Annotated in this window: 16 protein-coding genes and 1 pseudogene; 9 read left to right on the top strand and 8 right to left on the bottom strand. The window is 32.1% G+C overall.

The window, feature by feature from the left end; all coding sequences use genetic code 11:
- Together BBG48_RS08290 and rnr are read right to left on the bottom strand one after the other, a co-directional pair.
- Positions 1–183 (bottom strand): annotated as a pseudogene (locus BBG48_RS08290) (hypothetical protein); the annotation flags it as partial.
- Positions 184–415: 232 nt separating this feature from the next.
- A complete protein-coding gene (gene rnr, locus BBG48_RS08295; protein WP_068914036.1) occupies positions 416–2,530 on the bottom strand; it encodes a ribonuclease R in 2,115 nt (704 codons plus the stop codon).
- A gap of 292 nt (positions 2,531–2,822) precedes the next feature.
- On the opposite strand from rnr, the gene BBG48_RS08300 reads away from it, so the two are divergent.
- Positions 2,823–3,248, top strand: a complete 426-nt coding sequence (locus BBG48_RS08300) for a YaaR family protein (protein ID WP_408608357.1) — start codon at positions 2,823–2,825, stop codon at positions 3,246–3,248.
- A 578-nt stretch (positions 3,249–3,826) separates the two neighbouring features.
- Here the strand turns inward: BBG48_RS08300 and BBG48_RS08305 are convergent.
- Genes BBG48_RS08305 through glmM form a run of 4 tightly spaced genes read right to left on the bottom strand, consistent with a single transcriptional unit; the run spans position 3,827 to position 8,545 of the window.
- Positions 3,827–5,044, bottom strand: coding sequence for an ABC transporter permease (locus tag BBG48_RS08305; RefSeq protein ID WP_068914038.1), 1,218 nt, complete (start codon positions 5,042–5,044; stop codon positions 3,827–3,829).
- A 13-nt stretch (positions 5,045–5,057) separates the two neighbouring features.
- Positions 5,058–5,771 (bottom strand): ABC transporter ATP-binding protein, encoded by a 714-nt coding sequence (locus BBG48_RS08310; RefSeq protein ID WP_068914039.1) that lies wholly within the window; start codon positions 5,769–5,771, stop codon positions 5,058–5,060.
- A 48-nt stretch (positions 5,772–5,819) separates the two neighbouring features.
- Positions 5,820–7,151, bottom strand: a complete 1,332-nt coding sequence (locus tag BBG48_RS08315) for an efflux RND transporter periplasmic adaptor subunit (RefSeq protein ID WP_068914040.1) — start codon at positions 7,149–7,151, stop codon at positions 5,820–5,822.
- A gap of 23 nt (positions 7,152–7,174) precedes the next feature.
- Positions 7,175–8,545: a phosphoglucosamine mutase gene (gene glmM / locus BBG48_RS08320; protein ID WP_068914041.1), complete on the bottom strand. Its 1,371-nt coding sequence runs from the start codon at positions 8,543–8,545 to the stop codon at positions 7,175–7,177.
- Between the two features lie 361 nt (positions 8,546–8,906).
- Here glmM and BBG48_RS08325 point away from each other — a divergent pair, with 361 nt between their 5' ends.
- Positions 8,907–9,350, top strand: a complete 444-nt coding sequence (locus tag BBG48_RS08325) for a S1 RNA-binding domain-containing protein (protein ID WP_068914042.1) — start codon at positions 8,907–8,909, stop codon at positions 9,348–9,350.
- 504 nt (positions 9,351–9,854) lie between these two features.
- On the opposite strand, the gene BBG48_RS08330 is transcribed toward BBG48_RS08325, so the two are convergent.
- Positions 9,855–10,760: a hypothetical protein gene (locus BBG48_RS08330; RefSeq protein WP_068914043.1), complete on the bottom strand. Its 906-nt coding sequence runs from the start codon at positions 10,758–10,760 to the stop codon at positions 9,855–9,857.
- A gap of 255 nt (positions 10,761–11,015) precedes the next feature.
- Between BBG48_RS08330 and BBG48_RS08335 the strand changes: the two genes are divergently transcribed.
- The 4 genes from BBG48_RS08335 to BBG48_RS08350 are packed head-to-tail and all read left to right on the top strand — an operon-like array spanning position 11,016 to position 14,409.
- Positions 11,016–11,738 (top strand): tRNA (adenine(22)-N(1))-methyltransferase, encoded by a 723-nt coding sequence (locus BBG48_RS08335; protein ID WP_068914044.1) that lies wholly within the window; start codon positions 11,016–11,018, stop codon positions 11,736–11,738.
- Complete coding sequence (locus tag BBG48_RS08340; RefSeq protein ID WP_068914045.1) at positions 11,719–12,504, top strand: Nif3-like dinuclear metal center hexameric protein; 786 nt, start codon at positions 11,719–11,721, stop codon at positions 12,502–12,504. The genes BBG48_RS08335 and BBG48_RS08340 overlap by 20 nt, the downstream gene beginning before the upstream one ends.
- 15 nt (positions 12,505–12,519) lie before the next feature.
- On the top strand, positions 12,520–13,275 hold the full coding sequence (locus BBG48_RS08345) for a hypothetical protein (RefSeq protein WP_068914046.1): 756 nt from the start codon (positions 12,520–12,522) through the stop codon (positions 13,273–13,275).
- Positions 13,276–13,278: 3 nt separating this feature from the next.
- Positions 13,279–14,409: a THUMP domain-containing class I SAM-dependent RNA methyltransferase gene (locus tag BBG48_RS08350; RefSeq protein WP_068914047.1), complete on the top strand. Its 1,131-nt coding sequence runs from the start codon at positions 13,279–13,281 to the stop codon at positions 14,407–14,409.
- 103 nt (positions 14,410–14,512) lie between these two features.
- Here the strand turns inward: BBG48_RS08350 and BBG48_RS08355 are convergent, their stop codons facing one another.
- Positions 14,513–15,193, bottom strand: a complete 681-nt coding sequence (locus BBG48_RS08355; RefSeq protein WP_094754498.1) for a copper homeostasis protein CutC — start codon at positions 15,191–15,193, stop codon at positions 14,513–14,515.
- Between the two features lie 82 nt (positions 15,194–15,275).
- Here BBG48_RS08355 and BBG48_RS08360 point away from each other — a divergent pair, with 82 nt between their 5' ends.
- The 3 genes from BBG48_RS08360 (at position 15,276) to BBG48_RS08370 (ending at position 18,331) form a co-directional block, all read left to right on the top strand.
- Complete coding sequence (locus BBG48_RS08360; protein ID WP_068914048.1) at positions 15,276–15,929, top strand: epoxyqueuosine reductase QueH; 654 nt, start codon at positions 15,276–15,278, stop codon at positions 15,927–15,929.
- Positions 15,930–15,945: 16 nt separating this feature from the next.
- Positions 15,946–17,325, top strand: a complete 1,380-nt coding sequence (gene rlmD / locus BBG48_RS08365; RefSeq protein ID WP_068914049.1) for a 23S rRNA (uracil(1939)-C(5))-methyltransferase RlmD — start codon at positions 15,946–15,948, stop codon at positions 17,323–17,325.
- 544 nt (positions 17,326–17,869) lie between these two features.
- Positions 17,870–18,331, top strand: a complete 462-nt coding sequence (locus tag BBG48_RS08370) for an Hsp20/alpha crystallin family protein (RefSeq protein WP_068914050.1) — start codon at positions 17,870–17,872, stop codon at positions 18,329–18,331.
- The last annotated feature ends 364 nt before the right edge of the window (positions 18,332–18,695 follow it).

An 18,695-nucleotide genomic window follows, 5' to 3' on the forward strand; every position in this document is an offset into this window, starting at 1 on the left:
TGTACCAGTTACTATACCGATATGGAAATCAGCCTTTGGTGCATCAGTTTTAGTGTCTTCTGTAGCAGCTGTATCAGCCTTTTTTTCTTCTTCAGCTTTTTTATCTCCGCCACCACAGGCAGTCATTACGAAAGCCATACATAGCATAAGAGACAAAGCTAAAAACTTTTTTAAAGATTTCATTAAGTCACCTCGTATAATATAAAATGTGTTATGTACTATGACGATATATGTGTTTTTGTAGAATACAAATGTGTAAATCGTCCAGTACCTTAAAAATTTAAATAATTGTAGCATAATGTTAAAAGAAATTCAAGACATTGATAGAAATTTCTTAAATTTAAATTAATTTTTTGTCTATTGTAAAGCGTTTTTAACTGACGAAAAATTTGCGATAAAAATATAATGAATAATTTTATTTTTCAATTTCAAAATCTATTTGTCTAAGCTCCTGAGAAACTCTAGCTAATCTAACTTTCAGACTGTCACCTATTTGATAGACTTTACCTGTTCTTTTACCTGTAGCTGTGTAGTTTATATCATCAAATTCATAGTGGTCGTCCATCATTGACTCATAGCGGACTAAACCTTCTACTGTATTTGATAAGGCTACGAACAAGCCGAAGTTTGTTATTGAAGAGATAGTCCCGTCAAATACATCTCCTACATATTTTTTCATATATTGTGCTTTTCTTAAATCGTCCACGTCATTTTCTGTGTTATCAGCGACCAGCTCCATAATAGAGGATTGCTCAGCGGATTTTTTGACTGTTTCGATTAGGGAAGCTTTTCTTTTTTTGTCAATTTTGCCATCAATAAATTCTTTTATTATCCTGTGTATTTGCAGGTCAGGATAACGCCTGATAGGTGATGTAAAATGACAGTAGTATTTAAACGCTAATGAATAGTGTCCTAGGCAAAGCTCGCTGTATCTTGCCTTTGACATACTTCTTAGTATTAATGTAGAAATTAGTCGTTGTTCTTTTTTTCCTTCTAGTTTACTTAATAATTCTTGAAGTTGTTTAGAATTTACTTCGCCCTTAATCTTCATATCGTAGCCGAAACTTTGCAATACCGGCAGAAGTTTTTGTAATTTTTCAGGGTCGGGTTTTTCATGGACTCTGTATACAAATGGCAGGTCAAGGTGAAAATATTTTTCTGCTATGGTTTTATTTGCGGCAAGCATAAATTCTTCTATGATTTTATTTGCAATACGCCTTTCTTCTATAGAAATATTTGTTACTTGGTTGTATTCATTCATTTCTATTAAGCTTTCAGGAAAATCAAAATCCATAGAACCGTTTTGCATACGGGCGTTTCTTAGTATTTTTGCCAGCTCTTGAGAGATTGTCAATATTTCTCTTAGCTTTTCAGATTTAATTAAAACTTTTTCGTCTCCATTTTCTAGGTAATCTGATACTTCATCGTAGGTAAGTCTTGCACTGGAGTTTATAAGTGTTTTTTTGACCTCGCTGTTTAAAATTTTTCCCTCCGGATTTATATTCATTATGCAAGATAGGGCTAATCTATCAACGTGTGGGTGTAAAGAGCATACTCCGTTTGATAATTTTTCGGGTAGCATTGGGTAGACCACATTTATAAGGTATACAGATGTTGCTCTTTTAAAAGCCTCTTTGTCTATTGCAGAGTTTTCGGTTACATATTCGCTGACATCTGCAATATGAACGTATAATTTGTAATTTCCGTTGTCTAGTTTTTTTATGGTAATTGCATCGTCCAAGTCCTTAGCGTCAAATCCGTCTATTGTAAATACAAATTCATCTCTTAAATCTTCTCTGTCTTTAGCCATGTAAGGCTCAACACTATCAGGTATTATTTCTAAGGCTTTTTCTACTTTTGAGCCAAATTTTTGTCTGATTTTATTTTCTGCTAGTATTATTTTGAAATATATGTCCTCGTCATCCTTTAGTGCGACTACTTTTTTGACTTTACCCTCGGCATTTTTGTCTTTTTTAGGATACTCGGTTATTTGTACTTCAACAATGTCTCCATTTTTTGCACCATTTTCGTATTTTCCAGGGATAAATATATCTGAGGTAAATTTCCTGCTGCTAGGTATTACAAATCCGAATTTTTTCTCTTTTTGGTATCTGCCAATTAAGGTTTGGGTGTTTCTTTCTAAAACTTGTATTATTTTCCCTTCTGCCTTGTAGCCTCTGTCAGCTTGCTGTGTTATAAGCACAAGGACTTTATCTTTGTCGTAAGCACCTCCAAGATTTTTTTTGGATATGAATATGTCATTTTGGGCATCAAGCTCTTGTCTTACAAAGCCAAACTCTTTTTGGTTCATAAGCAGTATGCCGACTGCCATTGAAAGTTTTTTTGGGATTGAATATTTTTCTTTTTTGTTAGTTTTTACTATTAATCCCTCGTTCATCATTTCACCAAGCAATTTTGTAAGCGGTTTTTGGTCAAAATATCCAATTTGTGTCATTATTTGCTGGATATTTTGAGGTGGCACATCTTTTTGAGAAAGATAAGCGTAAATTTTATTTTTTATTTCTTCCATTTATTTGCCTCCTAAAGGGTTATAAATAGTACAAACAACTTTTAACTTGTTATATTTTCAATTATATCATATAATTAAAAATATAAACAATAAAGCTTGTGATTATTTGAGGTGTCTCTAAAGATTATTTTAACAGTTGCCGATAAAAATTAAAACAGATTTAACAATTCTTTTACAAAGAATTTATATAGGAGATTATAAGGCTATGGAAGGTGTAAAAAATACACAAAATACTGTAAATCCGGCGGTAGATGCAATATCTAAGCATGCCAATGCACTTAAAGCAAAAAAGATGGAGACTGTTGCAAAACTTGGAGAATTAGAGGCACTATCTCCAAAACAAAAGAGTAGGTCAGAGTTTTTAGAAAAATTTAAAAATATAAAATCTGAGTCTGTAAAAGAAGAGCTGGAAAAGATTTTTGACAAGATTACTGAGCAATCAGACAAAATTGGAGACAAAGTGTATTTAAAGGACGTTTTGGAATACAAAAAATTAGTCAAGGAATTTTTGAATGTAGCTACTAGTAATTCTCAGCAATTTTCTAATGAAAGTTTTTTGGATAGAAAGGGCAGGTTTAGAAATTATTCTATAGTTAAAACTGTAGACAGGGAATTGGACAACCTGACTAAGGATTTTATAGCTGGGCAAATTGACCACAAGAGATTGCTTGAAAGAATGGACTCTATTAGGGGTATGCTTTTAGATATAATGATGTAGAAAAATTTAGCGTATCAAAAAATAGATAAAAGTAAAATAAATGGATTAAATTTAATTTTTAAATTTTTCCATTTATTTTTTTATTTGTAATTAAGAGAAAAATATATTGAAGTAGTTACTAAAATTATTGAAAAATACGGCATAGAATGACTTTGTGTCAAAATTATAGTAAATTTATTAATTTTTTTAGTTAAATCACTTGTTTTTTTAAGAAAATATATTAAAATAAGCAAGCAAATTTATTAAATATAAAAAAGTCAAAGAAAACGAAAAACTTGACGCAAAAAAAGCAGCAGCAAAAGAAGAAGCAAAAAAATATTTTGAGGGCAAAACTCTTGAGTATTTTATTACAAGATTTGATGATGCTAAAAATGAGTGGGACTTTAAATATGCTCAAGATTTATTTAACTATATGTATACAATAGCTGATAAAATAATGTATAGGGCAAAAAATAGTGGGAAAGGCAAGTATGTAGTAAAAAGAGGTATAAATAGTAAATAAAAATTAAATTTGAGCTTAAAAATATAAAAAAATGAAAGCAAATGTATTATCATCTGCTTTCATTTTTTTATCTTTTTTATTCATATCTCAATGCATCTATTGGATTTAACTTTGCCGCTTTATTTGCAGGGTAAAGTCCGAAGAATATTCCGACAAATGTTGAAAAGGCTACTGCAATTAATATTGATGTCAATGATACTGTGGCATCGACTTGCATAAGACCTGAAATTATTTGCGATATGCCTATACCTAAGATAGTACCGATTAATCCGCCTAGAGCAGAAAGTATTATTGACTCAATCAAAAATTGCATCAAAATATCTTTTTTTCTAGCTCCGATTGATTTTCTGATACCTATTTCTCTAGTACGCTCTGTGACAGATACCAGCATGATGTTCATTATACCGATACCTCCAACTATTAGGGAAATGGCAGCTATCGCACCAAGACCCATTGACATGGTACTAAGCATACCGTTTATTTCGTTGGCTTGTTCTTCCAGTGTAACTAGCTCGTATGTTTTTGGGTCGACTTCTTTAAATTTTGACATATATTTAATTAACTTTTTGCCCTCTTTTTCGGAGTTATAGTTTTCATTTATCTTAATGTCAAGATAGGATAACCCTTGTCCTCCAGTAGTTATGCTGGTATATGGAGCATAAATGGAAGGTGGATTTCCGTTCATGTTGTCAAAAATTGTTTTTTCTGATTTAAATACTCCTATTACTAAGAAATCTTGTCTATCTCCTCCACCTGTTTCAAGATTTAAAACCTTTCCTACAATATCCGCTTTTCCATATAAGGCTGTAGCTATTATACTGTCAACTAATACTACATTTTTGTGGTTAATCAGGTCGCTTTCTTTGAAATCTCTGCCATATATTATTTTTGCGGTTGTAATTTCTTTTATTGCTGTATAATCAACAGGCTCAAGTGATGCTTGAGTTTCTTTTTTTCCGTTTGTCAGTTTTTGCTTGTAAAATAGCGATGGAGTTATATAAGAGACTTCTTTGGTAAATTTATCCTTTATTTTTTCAACATCGTCTAAATCAAAAAAAGCATTGTCAGAGACCTCTGAGTCAGGTAAGTTCCAATTAATATAAATCATTATTCTATTTTTACCAAAACCTGAAATAAATTTATTTAATGTTGTCTTTGTTGACTCTCCTACTGTAGATATAGTAATAACTGAGGTGATACCGATGATAATGCCTAGCATTGTCAAAAATGACCTCATTTTATTTGATTTTATAGAGGAAAGAGCCATTTTAAAATTTTCTAATAATAATACCATTTCGTCTCCATATCTAAATATTTTGAGGTATTGTTCTTTGCTCATTTGGTAAGTCAGATACTATATTACCGTCTTTAAATCTTATAATTCTTTTTGTGTATGACGCTATATCGTCCTCGTGAGTTACAATGATGACAGTTTTTCCCTCGTCATTTAATTTTTTGAATATTGCCATGATTTCTACTGAGGATTTTGAGTCCAAATTACCGGTCGGTTCGTCTGCAAGTATGATAGGAGGGTCATTTGCCAAGGCTCTAGCTATAGCTACTCTTTGTCTTTGACCGCCTGAGAGTTCATTTGGCTCATGATTTAGTCTTTGCTCCAGTCCGACTTGAGTGAGCAGATATGTAGCTCTTTGGAGCCTTTGTTTTTCGTTCATACCTTTTTTGTATATCATAGGCAGCTCAACATTTTTTAGTGAGCTCATTCTAGAAATCAGGTTAAAGGATTGAAATACAAATCCGATTTTTTTATTTCTGATATCTGACAGCTCATTTTCCGTTTTATCTTTTATATCTATGCCGTCAAGCATATATTTGCCTTCACTTTGCAGGTCAAGGCAGCCGATTATGTTCATAAGGGTGGATTTGCCTGAGCCGGATGCTCCCATTATTGCCACAAACTCTCCTTCTTCTACTTTAAAGGAGACTCCTTTTAATGCCTCAAGTACGTTGTCACCCATGACATATTTTTTTCTAATATCTGTTACTTCTAATATTGTTTGCATAATAGCTCCAAAATGAAAATGTTTAATAATTATTACCTTAATTAAATATTATTTTGTGTTTTCTTCAGTTTTTGTCTGCACTTTTGCATTTTCATTTTCTGTTGCTATATTTACTTTCATGCCATCTGTGTAAGTCTCTTCGATTGGAGATACTATTGGCATACCTTCTTTTAATTCATTTGAAATTATTTCTACGTTAAAATCGGAATCAAGACCCTGTGTTACATATATTTTTTTAAGGCTACCATTTTCGACAGTATAGATATAATTTTTATCGTCATCAATTCCTATTGAATCAAAGGAGGCTATAAATATATCGTTTTTAGTGGAAATTGTGATAGTTCCTTTTGCATCTACACCGGTAATAAGTCTACTGTCAGGTTGTGTTACTAATATTTTTACAGGGACTACCATAGATGTGGAGTTTATCTTTTGCTCAGCAGTAGGAGATATTCTTTCTACTACTCCTGTTATAGAGTCTTTATCCAATACGTTGGAGGTAATTTTTACCTGTTGTCCTTCTTTTACCTTTGAAATGTCATATTCGCCAACTTTTGCAGACAAATATGTTGCGGACTCGTCCTCTATTACAAACATTGGCTTGTGGTCTTCTGTATCTTGTGCAAGTCTTCCAACCTTGGAGTATACTCTAGTAACTGTACCGTCTATTGGTGATTTTATGGATAAATCAGAAAGCTTTGCTTGTTTTTGGGCAAGCTGTGTTTTTTTAGACGCAAGCATTATTTTAGTTGACTCTTTTGGTGTAGCTGAATGAACTTGGCTTTGAATATCTGTTTGAGCTTTAGCAAGAGCCTCTTCGGCTTGTTTTACAGCTATATCAGCTGCTGTTACTTCATTTTGTGCATTTTCATAGTCTATTTGAGCTACAGCTCCGGCATCAAGGAGTTCTTTTTGTCTGTTTAAATTAGTCACTGCTTGTTCATATTTTTGTTTTGCATTTTCTATATTTAATTTAAGAGAATCCGTAGACTTGTTTATATAATTAAGCTCTTGATAAGACTCGTTTAATCTCATTTCATCTGCTGCAATATCTTGTTTTAATAGAGTTATCTCATCTACAAGAGATTGAGAATCTAGTGTCGCAAGGACTTGACCGGCTTTTACAAAATCACCTTCTTTAACACAAATGCTTGTTATTTTAAAGTTGTATGGTGCTGTTATTTCTGCTGAGTCATTTGCCTCTATTTTGCCGCTGACATCTGCTGTTTTAGTTATTTCACCCTTTGATAGTGGAGTGGTTGCAACTAATGGAGTTTTGTCGGGCTTTGGCATAAAAATTGAAATTAATAGAGCTAAGAGTAAAATAATCAAAAAGATTGATAATTTTTTTCTTTTTTTGAAAAAATTTAATAACTTCATGAATTCTCCTTAGAATGTACAAATTATTTTTTACAATGTTCCCCAATCAGGTTAGCTAAATCATTTGCCATTACACCTATATCATCCTCATTTTCGCCCTCAATCATTACTCTGATAAGTGGCTCAGTGCCTGATGGTCTTATTAGCACTCTGCCGGATTCGCCTAGCTGATTTTCTATTTCTTTTATTTTTTCTGAAATTTCAGGGATATCCTTATAAGTTGTCTTAAACTCGTCTTTTACCTTTACATTTACTAAAACTTGAGGTAATACTGTCATTATCTTTGTAAGCTCGCTAAATTTTTTGCCGGACTCTTTTAATATTTTGCATAGCATAAGTGAGCTTAGTATTCCATCGCCTGTAGTGTTGTAGTCAAGTAAGATTATGTGTCCGGATTGTTCGCCACCTATAGTGTAGCCTTTATCAAGCATTTCTTCTAAGACATATCTGTCGCCTACATTTGTAATGCTCAAGTCTATATTATTTTTCTTAGCGGCTATTTTAAGCCCTAGGTTGCTCATTACTGTGACAACCAGTTTGTTATCTTTTAACAGCTTTTTATTTTTTAGATAATTTGCAATTATCATCATTATTTGGTCGCCATCTACGACCTTTCCTTTTTCGTCTACTGCTATTAATCTGTCTGCGTCTCCGTCATAGGCTAGACCTATGTCGGCTTTTTGCTCAAGTACAAATTTTTGTAAATTGTCTACATGAGTTGAGCCACATTCCCAGTTTATATTTATTCCGTTTGGTTTGTTGGCGGTGACGGATACATTTGCTTTTAATTCCTTATAGACCTGAGGAGCGATTGAATAGGATGCTCCGTTTGCAGTATCCAATGCGACTTTTAAGCCTTTTAGGTTTAAATCAAAGGAGTCAAGCAGGAATTGCATATAAACTTGCTTAGGATTTTCACTTCTTATCAGTCTGCCTATTTGGTTGTGTGTCATGACTTCAGGGGTAAACTCGCCTGACTGCATTTTATCCATCAAATCTTCAATTTCTTCTTCTATTGAGTCGGCAAGCTTTAAACCTTGTGAGTTGAAAAATTTTATGCCGTTATACTCCATAGGGTTGTGCGATGCAGAAATAACTGCACCTATATCAGCCTTAAAATGTCTAGTAAGATAGGCAATAGCAGGGGTAGGTATTATACCGCAGTCAATGATATTTATGCCCGTACTCATAAAGCCTGCCATTAGCGAAGTCTTTAGCATATCTTTGGATATTCTTGTGTCTGTACCGATGATAGCTATTGGCTTTCTGCCGTCATGGTGTGAATATTTGTTTATTACATATCCGCCTGCTTTTGCAAGATTAAATGCTAGGGCTGGGGTTAGCTCTGTATTGGCAATACCTCTTACGCCATCAGTTCCAAAAAGTTTTTTCATAATATACTCCAAATATTAATATAATTTTACTTAATTTAGTTCAGTGGTACAATTATATTTAAATTTAAAGAATTATGCAATATTTTTTAACTTAACTAAGATATTTACTAATAATAAGTGAGCATTTTTAAATATATGTAAATGAAAGTGTATGATATTAAATATAACACTTAATTTACTTTTGGTAAGATAATAAACAGTTAATCTTTAAAGAATCTTAAATTAACATAAAAATTACAAATTTATTCTAAGCTATGTAAAGTGCAAAATTTTTATTATCAAATAATTCTTGCAAAGTGGATATCACTTTGTTATAATATGAAAGTACAGCAATAATTATATTTAAGGGAGTAATGTTTTAATGTCTAACTCGTTAGAAGTAGGAAGTATAGTAGATGGAAAGGTTATAAATGTTAAGCCTTATGGAGCGTTTGTAGCTATAGGTGACAACCAAAAAGGATTAATACATATATCTCATATATCAGGTGCTTTTGTTAAGGATATAAATGATTTTATCCGTCAAGGGGATAACATAAAGGTAAAGGTGCTTAGCGTAGAAGAAGATAAAATAGCTCTTTCATTAAAAGATTGCGGGGAAGTTTTACCTAGACATGAGGAAGAGCAACAAAAAGACCAAAACTCTCAGGAGCAAGGAGTTCATGTTACATATAAATGTCTTGCCAACCTCAAGGATAGACAACCTGAGCCGGGGCATATTAAGACATTTGATGAATTGATGAAGGACTATAATAGACAGGCTAACGACAGACAGGTTGATATAAATAAGAGATTAAAAAACAGATAAAAATTTATAATATATATTTTTTAAATATTCAGTACAAAAAAAGATGGATACCATTTTTGGGTAACCATCTTTTTTTATCAATAACTTATAATTGCTGAAATGATATGACATTTGTAAAGGGGAACTTTGCTTGCCTAAAATTTACCATTCATTTTAATATATGTACTCTACTATCTTAATATGTTTTATGATATAACACTGTTAAAGAGAAAAGTAGTACAGCCTTTTTGCTCCAATCTACAAAAGATTGGGGTGAGTTGTATGTCAAAATATGAAGTTATAACAACAGTTATAATGCTAATAGAATTGATACTACAAATCATTGCCCTTTTTCAAGAAAAGAAAAAGTAAGCAGAAAAAAACCGCTGTATGCGACTACAACGTTTTTTAATTATTAAAAAATCAAAGTAGGAGCAAACCAATAAGGTTTACTTTTTTCTTTTTATTATACCACAAAAATAAAAATTTACAACAAAACCAAATAATAATTTAAATCTGACAATTTTACAAGGCATAAGGATTGTTTTTTAGCCGATTTTTCCTTTGCATCCTAGATAAATTTGCTTTTCTTTCATCTTGTACCTCGAATATTTTTTCTTGTGTAAGTTTTCTTTCAAGTCTTAACCTTTCTAGCAATTCTTCAAGCTCCTCTTTATCTTGTTGTCTTTTAGCCTGAGCTCTTTTGGCTTGCTCTTTTCTTTGCTCGATTTGTCTTTGCTTGTTGGATTTTAGGTGATTGTCGATTTCTTTTGTATCTAAAGAAAAGTCCACATTTACTTTTTTGCTGTTGTCCTCGAACCCGTAATATTTTCTAGATATAGCTAGAGCTTGCTCCACTCCGATACCATGTCTATTCGTGTCGACATTATTTTTAAAGTGGTCGGTGGACATATGCTCCTTTATATGATTTAGTATTTTTTGGAATTTTAAAACGTGATGTGGCACTGAATTTATCTTATACATTTGAATATCTCTTTGTAAAAGTGCTGCAAAATCGTATTTGTCTTTTTCATTATAATGAATTCCGGTGGTGTGAGGCATATCAACTCCGGTAGTCTTACCCATTGTGTATGCAAGTAGGCAATTGTATTCGTCTACGGTAGCATTTTTAGGGTCAACCTCTTTTGGATTTATATACTTTATTTTTGTTTCTTTGTCATCATTATAATGATATTCTATTTTTATTTTCGGATTTTGCTCAGTGGAGTCCTCAGCATAAGAACCCCTATAGCTATACATATTTCCATCCCCGATATTCATTGACGCTGTAAATAGAGTATTTTTTTCGGCATGGTACATCCAGCTTACAGTTTCCTCAGAAAAGGACTTTACTGATACCGGTATAGGCTTGTTTGTAGATTTTGTTTGACTTGTAATTGGACAGTTGCAGTTTATACTTTGTATATTCATTTTTTACCTCACACTTACATTTTTTGGCGTTTAATAGTATATCGAATTGTTTAGACAATTTGTTTAGTTAATTTTGTAGGTTGGATAATTGCAACAATTTACAATTTATTATCAATTTTAAAATTTATGTTGAATTTTACAATACTAGATGTTATAATTATAAATTTTAAAAAATACAAAATTGAAATTTATATAATTTCATGTTATAATATATTAAAAATACATCACAATTTTTGAAAAGTAATTGAGGGGCAGATGATTAGTTCAAGGCTAAGATTTATATCAAGTTTAATTTCACCGGTGGAAGTGATAGCAGACATTGGCAGTGACCATGGATACATTCCGGCGGACTTACTTAAAAATGATATAGCAAAAAAAATTATAGCTACAGATATATCAGCTCCGTCTGTGCAAAAGGCTATTGACCTTATGGAAAAACTAAATTTATCTGAAAAATCTGACTTTAGAGTAGGAAATGGGCTTGAGGTATTAAATGTTGATGAGGCTGATACAGTCATAATTGCAGGTATGGGAGGCAAGCTGATTTGTGAAATTTTACAAAACGGCTATAAAAACAAGTTTAAAGAAAAAATACCTACACTTGTTTTACAGCCCGTTCAACAGGTTGGAGATTTGAGATATTTTTTAATTAAAAATGACTTTGATATTTTGGATGAGCATATTTTTGTAGACCAAGGCAAGGTCTATCAAGTTATGATTTCTAGGAAAATTAATTCAGAAAAAACTCACAGTTTGTATAAAATTGATTTGAACAACCAAGTACAAATAAAATACGGCACAATAAATATCAAAAAAAAATCTCAGGTATTAATCAGCCAGCTTGAGCGTGAATATGATAAGCTGAATGCTTTAATTGAAAAGCTGGAGTTAAATAATATTGAAAAAGAGCTTATTGAGTCAAAGAAAATTTATTTGTATCAATTGGAGAAGGTGAGATATGAAATTAGCAAATCTTAAACAGGAGCTAGACAAAATTCTTAAAGTGGAAATGGCTTATGACTGGGACAATGTGGGATTGCTGATTGGGGACATGGAAAGTGAGATTAAGTCTATCACGCTGTCATTGGAGCTAAGCGAAGATGTCATAAATGATGCTGTTAAAAATGGCTCTAATCTGATAATTACGCATCATCCTCTTATTTTTAGCCCATTTAAGCAAATAACCTCTAACGATATTAAGCAAAAATTGGCTATGGAGCTTATAAAAAATGGGATAGCTCTGTACGCTGCACATACAAATTTTGACAGACTTAAAGACGGGCTTAACGATTATGTAATAAGACTGCTTGAAGTAGAAAATGTAGAAGATTTTTATTTGGAGGACGATGGATATTATATAGGCAAAGTTGCAAGTTTAAAAAATGAAATGCAAATGGCTGACTTTGTGAGGTTTGTTTCACAAAAATTACAAGTAAATGACATACGTCTTGTATCACAGCAGGATAAAACTATTTCAAGAGTAGCATTGGTTACAGGGTCAGGAGCGTCTTACATTGAAGAGGCGAATAAGGTTGCAGATTTACTTATTACAGGTGACATTAAATATCATGATGCACAAGATGCTTATCAAAGAGGCGATACAGCGCTTGATGCAGGACATTTTGGAACAGAAAAGTTTTTCCCGTCTGCAATGGAGATTGTGTTAAACAATAGCCTTGATACAGATATTCCAATATATAAATCTATGGGACTAAGTAATCCTTTTAGGCAAGCGGGTTGTTAATGTTAGGAGAAGTATATGCACGACAAATTGGTAAGAATTCAAAAGGGATACATATTGATTGATAGAGCAAAGCAACACATCGATATGCTTGCAAAATGCAAGGATATTGTGGACGGAAGAAAAAAACTGGACGATTTAAAAAAAGAGCAGGAGTCAATAAGGCTGTCAATAAATGAGCTGAAAAATAGAATTGTTAAAAGTCAGGAAAAACTTAAAGACAGTGAAGTAGAGCTAAACAAAATCATAAAGTATATATATTCCAACTCAAGGAAACGTGTTGAAACCTTAACTCAAAAAAATGAGCGTAAGGAGGAAATTCTAAAACAAAGGCAAGTCTTGGAAAAAGAGGTTATGGATTTATTTATAATGGTAGATTCGCTAAAAGATAAGATGAATCATCAAAAATTAATCTATAATGACGAAGAAAAAGAATATTTGAGGGTTATTACTAATCAAAACCACAAGATTGTAAAGTTTGAAGAAAAAATATCCTCCACAGAAAAATCTATAAGACGAATTAGAAAGAGTATAGATTCAGAGGTTTTATCAATTTATGATAAAAAAAGACAAAAAAATATAATGGTCATGTCTAGGATTGAAGATGGGAAATGCTACAACTGCGGGCAAGAAATATCCGATGAAGATATAGAAAAGGTTGGAGATGGCGAAATAATGGAATGTCCTAACTGCGAACGCATCTTATATATACTCCAAGAAGAACCGGATTTGCCACAAGAAGAGCTTGCACAAGTCAAATGTAAAGAGGATTAAAATATGTATAATCTTGTAGCTCCATGCCTATTTGGCTTGGAAAAAACTGTAGCTTATGAGTTAAAACTACTGGGAGCAACTAATATTAAAATAACAGACGGTAGAGTAAACTTTATCGGTGACGATGAAGTGATAGTAAAAGCCAATATTTGCCTTCGTACAGCAGAAAGAGTGCAAATAGAAGTAGGCAAATTTCCTTGCAAGGATTTTGACCAGCTTTATGACGGCATATTCAAACAAGATTACACAAGATATATACCAAATAAAGACTGCAAATTTACGATTGCAAGAGCAAGGTCGGTAAAATCAAAACTTACCTCCATACCTGCTATCCAAAAAGTTGCTAATAAGGCTATGGCAGATAGATTGATGGAAATTTTTCGTACAAATATTTTATCTGAAAGCTCAGACGTAGAAATAGCCTTTAACATTTTTATCAATAAGGATGAGGCACATTTGTATATCGACACCACAGGTGAGGCTCTTCATAAAAGAGGATATAGAGAAAAGACGGTTGCAGCTCCGCTTAGAGAGACTATAGCAGCTTTTATGGTAATGCTTGCTAGATGGAAAACCAAAAGACCACTATATGATATAACTTGTGGCAGTGGCACTATAGCGATTGAGGCTGCGTTAATTGGACTTAACATACAAGCAGGAATAAATCGTAATTTTGCAGGAGAAAATCTTCCATTTATAGATAAGAAAAAATGGAATGAAATCCGCTCTAAATATATTAATCTTGAAGATTATTCAGAATTTAAAATATATGCCTGCGATATAGACCCTGAGGCAATAGAAATAGCCAAAGAAAATGCAGAGCTTGCAGGGGTAGCCGATTATATAGACTTTAGCGTAAAAGATGTAAAGGAAGTAAAAATCACAGAGCAAGACGGCTACATAATATGCAATCCGCCTTATGGTGTAAGGATTGGTGACGATGAAGAGCTGGAGGATTTGTATACCAGTATGAAAAAATTATTTAAAAGCTTAGACAATTTTTCGTACTTCATAATTACACCTGATGAAAATATAGGCGAAAAAGTGGGCATAGATTTTTCAAAAAATAGAAAAATCTATAATGGCACAATCAATACCCATCTATATCAGTATTTATCACAGAAAAGATATTAAAGATAAAGTATGGGCAAGCATTGTTTGCCAGTGGTTCTAGTATAAAAAATCCAAAAGAAAAAGAACTATCGCCGGATAGTTCTTTTTCTTTGAATTTATTTTATTAAACGTTGGATTTCACCAATTCTTTGACCTTATCCACATCTACTACTTGATTTTCATTTTGAGCAAAGCTGCCAATATGAAAATCGTAGACCTTATCACTTTTAATGGAGCTTGCAATTTTTTTCATAGTTTCCATAGTTATACCACTGCCACAAATGATAGTTTTATTGGAAATTTCAATTGCGTCATTGAGACTTTGGATATTTTCGTGAGCTTTAGCTCCACCTCCTGAGGTCAAGATGTGTGTAATATTTTTATAATTATTTAATTCTTTTATAGATTTTAAATAATTTTTAGAGCTATCAATAGCTCTATGAAAGGTGATTGGCATTTTGGTGTCCTTTATAAGGTAGTCCACAGCCTCAAAATCTATTTCGCCCTCTTTTGTTAGTGCTCCTAAAACTATTCTTTTGTTGCCGTCAAGCTTTTCAATCTCTGAAATATCCTTTTTCATCACTTCTAAATCATACTTGTCATAAACAAAGCTGATATTATTTGGTCTAATCATAATTGCTACTTCTATTGAAACTTTTTGTAATGTGTGGTAGATTAAACCAATACTAGGAGTGAGACCTCCCTCAGATAATGCACTTACCAGCTCCACTCTTTGAGAGCCGCCGGCTTGAGCATTGACTGCATCTTGCACACTTTGCACGATTATCTCAGTTATTCTAGGCATTTTTTATCCTTTATCTAAAATTTAAAATATATATTTAATATATTATAAAAATTTATAAAATTATTCAAGTAAAAAGGCTAATATGGAAAATAATACACAAAAAATAAATTATAACAAGCTAATGGAAGACGAAATTGCGACATTTGGCGGGAAAAAGCCGAAACTTTTACTACAGGTGTGTTGTGCACCTTGCTCGTCTCACGTTATTACATTGTTAAAAGAAAATTTTGAAATCACAGCATACTATTACAATCCTAACATCTATCCATCAGAAGAATTTTTCAAAAGAGAAGTTGAGATTAAAAAATTAATTTCTTATATAGGTTTGGACGAAAGCACGCTAGTAGTGACGGAATATAATCCTGATGATTTTTACGAAAAAATAAAAGGACTGGAAAAAGAAAAAGAGGGAGGGGCTAGGTGCACTGTCTGCTTTAACCTAAGAATGGGAGCTGCGGCAAAATATGCCAAAGCTAACGGATACGATTACTTTACAACAACACTTAGCATATCACCACATAAAAATTCTGCATTATTAAACAAAATCGGCTACAATTTGCAAGAAAAATATGATATAAAATATCTGCCGGCAGATTTTAAGAAAAAAGAAGGCTACAAACATTCAATCCAGCTTAGCAAAGAGTATGGACTATATAGACAAGATTATTGCGGTTGTGAATTTTCACTGGAGCAGTCAAGACAAGAGCAAATGGAAAAAGTTAATCCACAAGAATAAAAATTACGGAGAAAAAATGGAAAATATTTTTGAAATGGAAATCATAGACCTAACAGACGAAGGCTCAGCAGTAGGAAAGGTAGAAGGACTGACAGTATTTACAGATAAAGGAATAGTAGCAGATATAGTCAAGGCAAAAATTGTAAAGAAAAAGAAAAACTACATTTTAGCTAAAACAATACAAATCCTCAAAAAATCAAAAAAAAGATGTGATAAAAAAATCTGCGACATCCAAGATATCTGCGGTGGTTGTGAACTGCTTGATATGAAATACGAGGAGCAGCTAAAGCTAAAAAAAGAAATAGTCACACAAAAACTTATAAGACTTGGCGATATAAAAAATCCTGTAGTAAAAGACACTATAGGTATGGACAGACCCTATCATTATAGAAATAAAAGCGTAATGCCGATTTCCTTGGACAATAAAAAAGTAGAAAATAAATTTGCCAAAGAAGATATAAAAATAGGCTTTTACAAAAGAAAAACCCACGAAATAGTGCCATTTACAGATTGTAAAATCCAAGACACAGTAAACAACAAAATAGTGGATATAGTAAAAGCTTTTGTAGTAAAAAATAAAATCTCAATCTATGACGAAAAAACAGGCAAAGGGGTACTCAGACATATAATCACAAAAATATCACATTATAACACAGATATAATGCTGATATTAGTCACAAACAGCAAAAAAACTCTTGAAGTAAATTATTTGATAAAAGAATTTAAAGAAAAAAATATACCTGTAAAAACCATAGTCCAAAATATAAATACAAAAAATACCAACGTGATACTGTCAAACGAAAGCATTACATTATATGGAGATGGATTTATCACAGACGAGATTGACAAAGTATATTTTAACATCTATCCGGTATCATTTTTCCAAGTAAATTACACCCAAATGAAAAAACTTTATAATAAAGCCTTTGAGTATGCAGACCTGCAAACAAGTGATGTAGTCTACGATTTGTATAGCGGGATTGGCACAATATCACTATTAATGGCAAAAAAAGTCTCACAAGTCTACGGCGTCGAAGTAGTGCAAGAGGCAGTAAAAAGTGCAAAAAATAACGCTGTTAAAAACAATATTACAAACGCTGAGTTTATCGCAGGCAAAGTCGAAGATAAAATGCAAGAGCTGATGAATAACTCAAAAAGACCAAACAAAATAGTCCTAGACCCCGCTAGAAAAGGCTGTGAACAAAGCGTACTTGAAAAATTAATCCAAATCGAGCCGGAAAAAATAGTCTATATATCATGCAACCCATCCACATTGGCTAGGGACCTAAAAATATTGCTGACAAGCGGAAAATACGAGCTAAAAGAAGTGACCCCCTGCGATATGTTCCCAAATACAATGGGCATAGAGGCAGTGGCACATTTGTCAAGAAAATAAAAAGATTTGACGAAAAATCTTAATATCAACAAATTTTGATTTATAAATATGAACAAAATATAGTAATACTTTATTATAGAAATATTCGACACACGATAATATAAATGATATCATTTATTAAACATATAATTAATTTAAATACTATTCAATACAAAGTATAATGATATTTTTAGACTTAGACTTGGAAAGTATACAGCTATATTTAAAGTGGTTAATAATGAATTAGTGATATTGATTATAAAAATTGACAGCAGGGGAGAAGTATATAAATAGTAATCACTGGGATGGAAGTTGTGAGCAAAAAAATATTGCTCACACCTTTCATCCCTTTTTTATTAAAGGTAGAAAAGCTTTGAGTACATCGAAAACAAATTAAAAAACTTTCAAAAAAATGTTTAATAAAAAAAATTTTGAGTATAATATTAATACAAGGTGTTAGCACTCAACGATAAAGAGTGATAACAAAAAGCTTGCGATATATTTTACAACAATCCTGAGATTTTTCAAAGGAATTATTTTATAAATTAATTTAGGAGGACATATTATGAGATATTTACCAAGTAGAACAGACGAATTTTTTGCACCAAGCTTAAATAATTTTGATAACTTTATAGACTCTTTTTTCAACAATGATATGTTTTCACAAAGAGCTATGGAAAAAACAACCTTTAAGGTAGATGTCAGCGAAGATGACAATGCTTACACAGTAGAAGCTGAAATGCCCGGTTTTGAAAAAAACGAGGTTAACGTATATATGCAGAACGGATATTTGACTATAAATGCAGAAAAGAAAGAAGAGATAAACAGCGATAATCAGACAGACAAAGCAAGCGAAGGTAAGAAATATATCCATAAGGAAAGAAGAAATACAAAGGTAAGCAGAATGATGCGTTTTGAAAATGTAGACGAAGATAAGATATCAGCAAAGCTTGAAAAAGGTGTACTTGAAATTGTTGTGCCAAAGGCTACAAAGCAAAATGGACAAAAGCAAATAAGCGTCAACTAATCAGATTAGATTATGTAATATAATAAATGATTGTTTTAACCTGTCGGGGGATAGAAATTTTATATTTCTATCCCCCGACTTTTTTATGCCATAAATTTATTTTATATTGTATATAATGTAAAATAGTTTATTAGTCCTAACTTACTTACTGATTTTGTTTCTAAATATCTTCACCTTTTTATCAGATTATGAGCAAATGATAAAATACTAATAATTACAATACACAATGTCACATACTTTGTTTAGATTTAATCTATAAATATCATTAAAAAAATAATATATAGTGATTTTTTTATGAGTTTATGGTATTATATCCATGAGTAAATTTTACTAGAAAGAAAATTTATAATATCCAGTAGCTTAT

The organism is Criibacterium bergeronii, from assembly GCF_001693775.2.
In the GTDB taxonomy this organism is placed as follows: domain Bacteria; phylum Bacillota; class Clostridia; order Peptostreptococcales; family Filifactoraceae; genus Peptoanaerobacter; species Peptoanaerobacter bergeronii.

What these genes read in the sequence shown, in the direction of transcription:
- rnr (WP_068914036.1), bottom strand. Translation starts at nt 2,530, where the DNA reads ATGGAAGAAATAAAAAATAAAATTTACGCTTATCTTTCTCAAAAAGAT.
- BBG48_RS08300 (WP_408608357.1), top strand. Translation starts at nt 2,823, where the DNA reads ATGGAGACTGTTGCAAAACTTGGAGAATTAGAGGCACTATCTCCAAAA.
- BBG48_RS08305 (WP_068914038.1), bottom strand. Translation starts at nt 5,044, where the DNA reads ATGGTATTATTATTAGAAAATTTTAAAATGGCTCTTTCCTCTATAAAA.
- BBG48_RS08310 (WP_068914039.1), bottom strand. Translation starts at nt 5,771, where the DNA reads ATGCAAACAATATTAGAAGTAACAGATATTAGAAAAAAATATGTCATG.
- BBG48_RS08315 (WP_068914040.1), bottom strand. Translation starts at nt 7,151, where the DNA reads ATGAAGTTATTAAATTTTTTCAAAAAAAGAAAAAAATTATCAATCTTT.
- glmM (WP_068914041.1), bottom strand. Translation starts at nt 8,545, where the DNA reads ATGAAAAAACTTTTTGGAACTGATGGCGTAAGAGGTATTGCCAATACA.
- BBG48_RS08325 (WP_068914042.1), top strand. Translation starts at nt 8,907, where the DNA reads ATGTCTAACTCGTTAGAAGTAGGAAGTATAGTAGATGGAAAGGTTATA.
- BBG48_RS08330 (WP_068914043.1), bottom strand. Translation starts at nt 10,760, where the DNA reads ATGAATATACAAAGTATAAACTGCAACTGTCCAATTACAAGTCAAACA.
- BBG48_RS08335 (WP_068914044.1), top strand. Translation starts at nt 11,016, where the DNA reads ATGATTAGTTCAAGGCTAAGATTTATATCAAGTTTAATTTCACCGGTG.
- BBG48_RS08340 (WP_068914045.1), top strand. Translation starts at nt 11,719, where the DNA reads ATGAAATTAGCAAATCTTAAACAGGAGCTAGACAAAATTCTTAAAGTG.
- BBG48_RS08345 (WP_068914046.1), top strand. Translation starts at nt 12,520, where the DNA reads ATGCACGACAAATTGGTAAGAATTCAAAAGGGATACATATTGATTGAT.
- BBG48_RS08350 (WP_068914047.1), top strand. Translation starts at nt 13,279, where the DNA reads ATGTATAATCTTGTAGCTCCATGCCTATTTGGCTTGGAAAAAACTGTA.
- BBG48_RS08355 (WP_094754498.1), bottom strand. Translation starts at nt 15,193, where the DNA reads ATGCCTAGAATAACTGAGATAATCGTGCAAAGTGTGCAAGATGCAGTC.
- BBG48_RS08360 (WP_068914048.1), top strand. Translation starts at nt 15,276, where the DNA reads ATGGAAAATAATACACAAAAAATAAATTATAACAAGCTAATGGAAGAC.
- rlmD (WP_068914049.1), top strand. Translation starts at nt 15,946, where the DNA reads ATGGAAAATATTTTTGAAATGGAAATCATAGACCTAACAGACGAAGGC.
- BBG48_RS08370 (WP_068914050.1), top strand. Translation starts at nt 17,870, where the DNA reads ATGAGATATTTACCAAGTAGAACAGACGAATTTTTTGCACCAAGCTTA.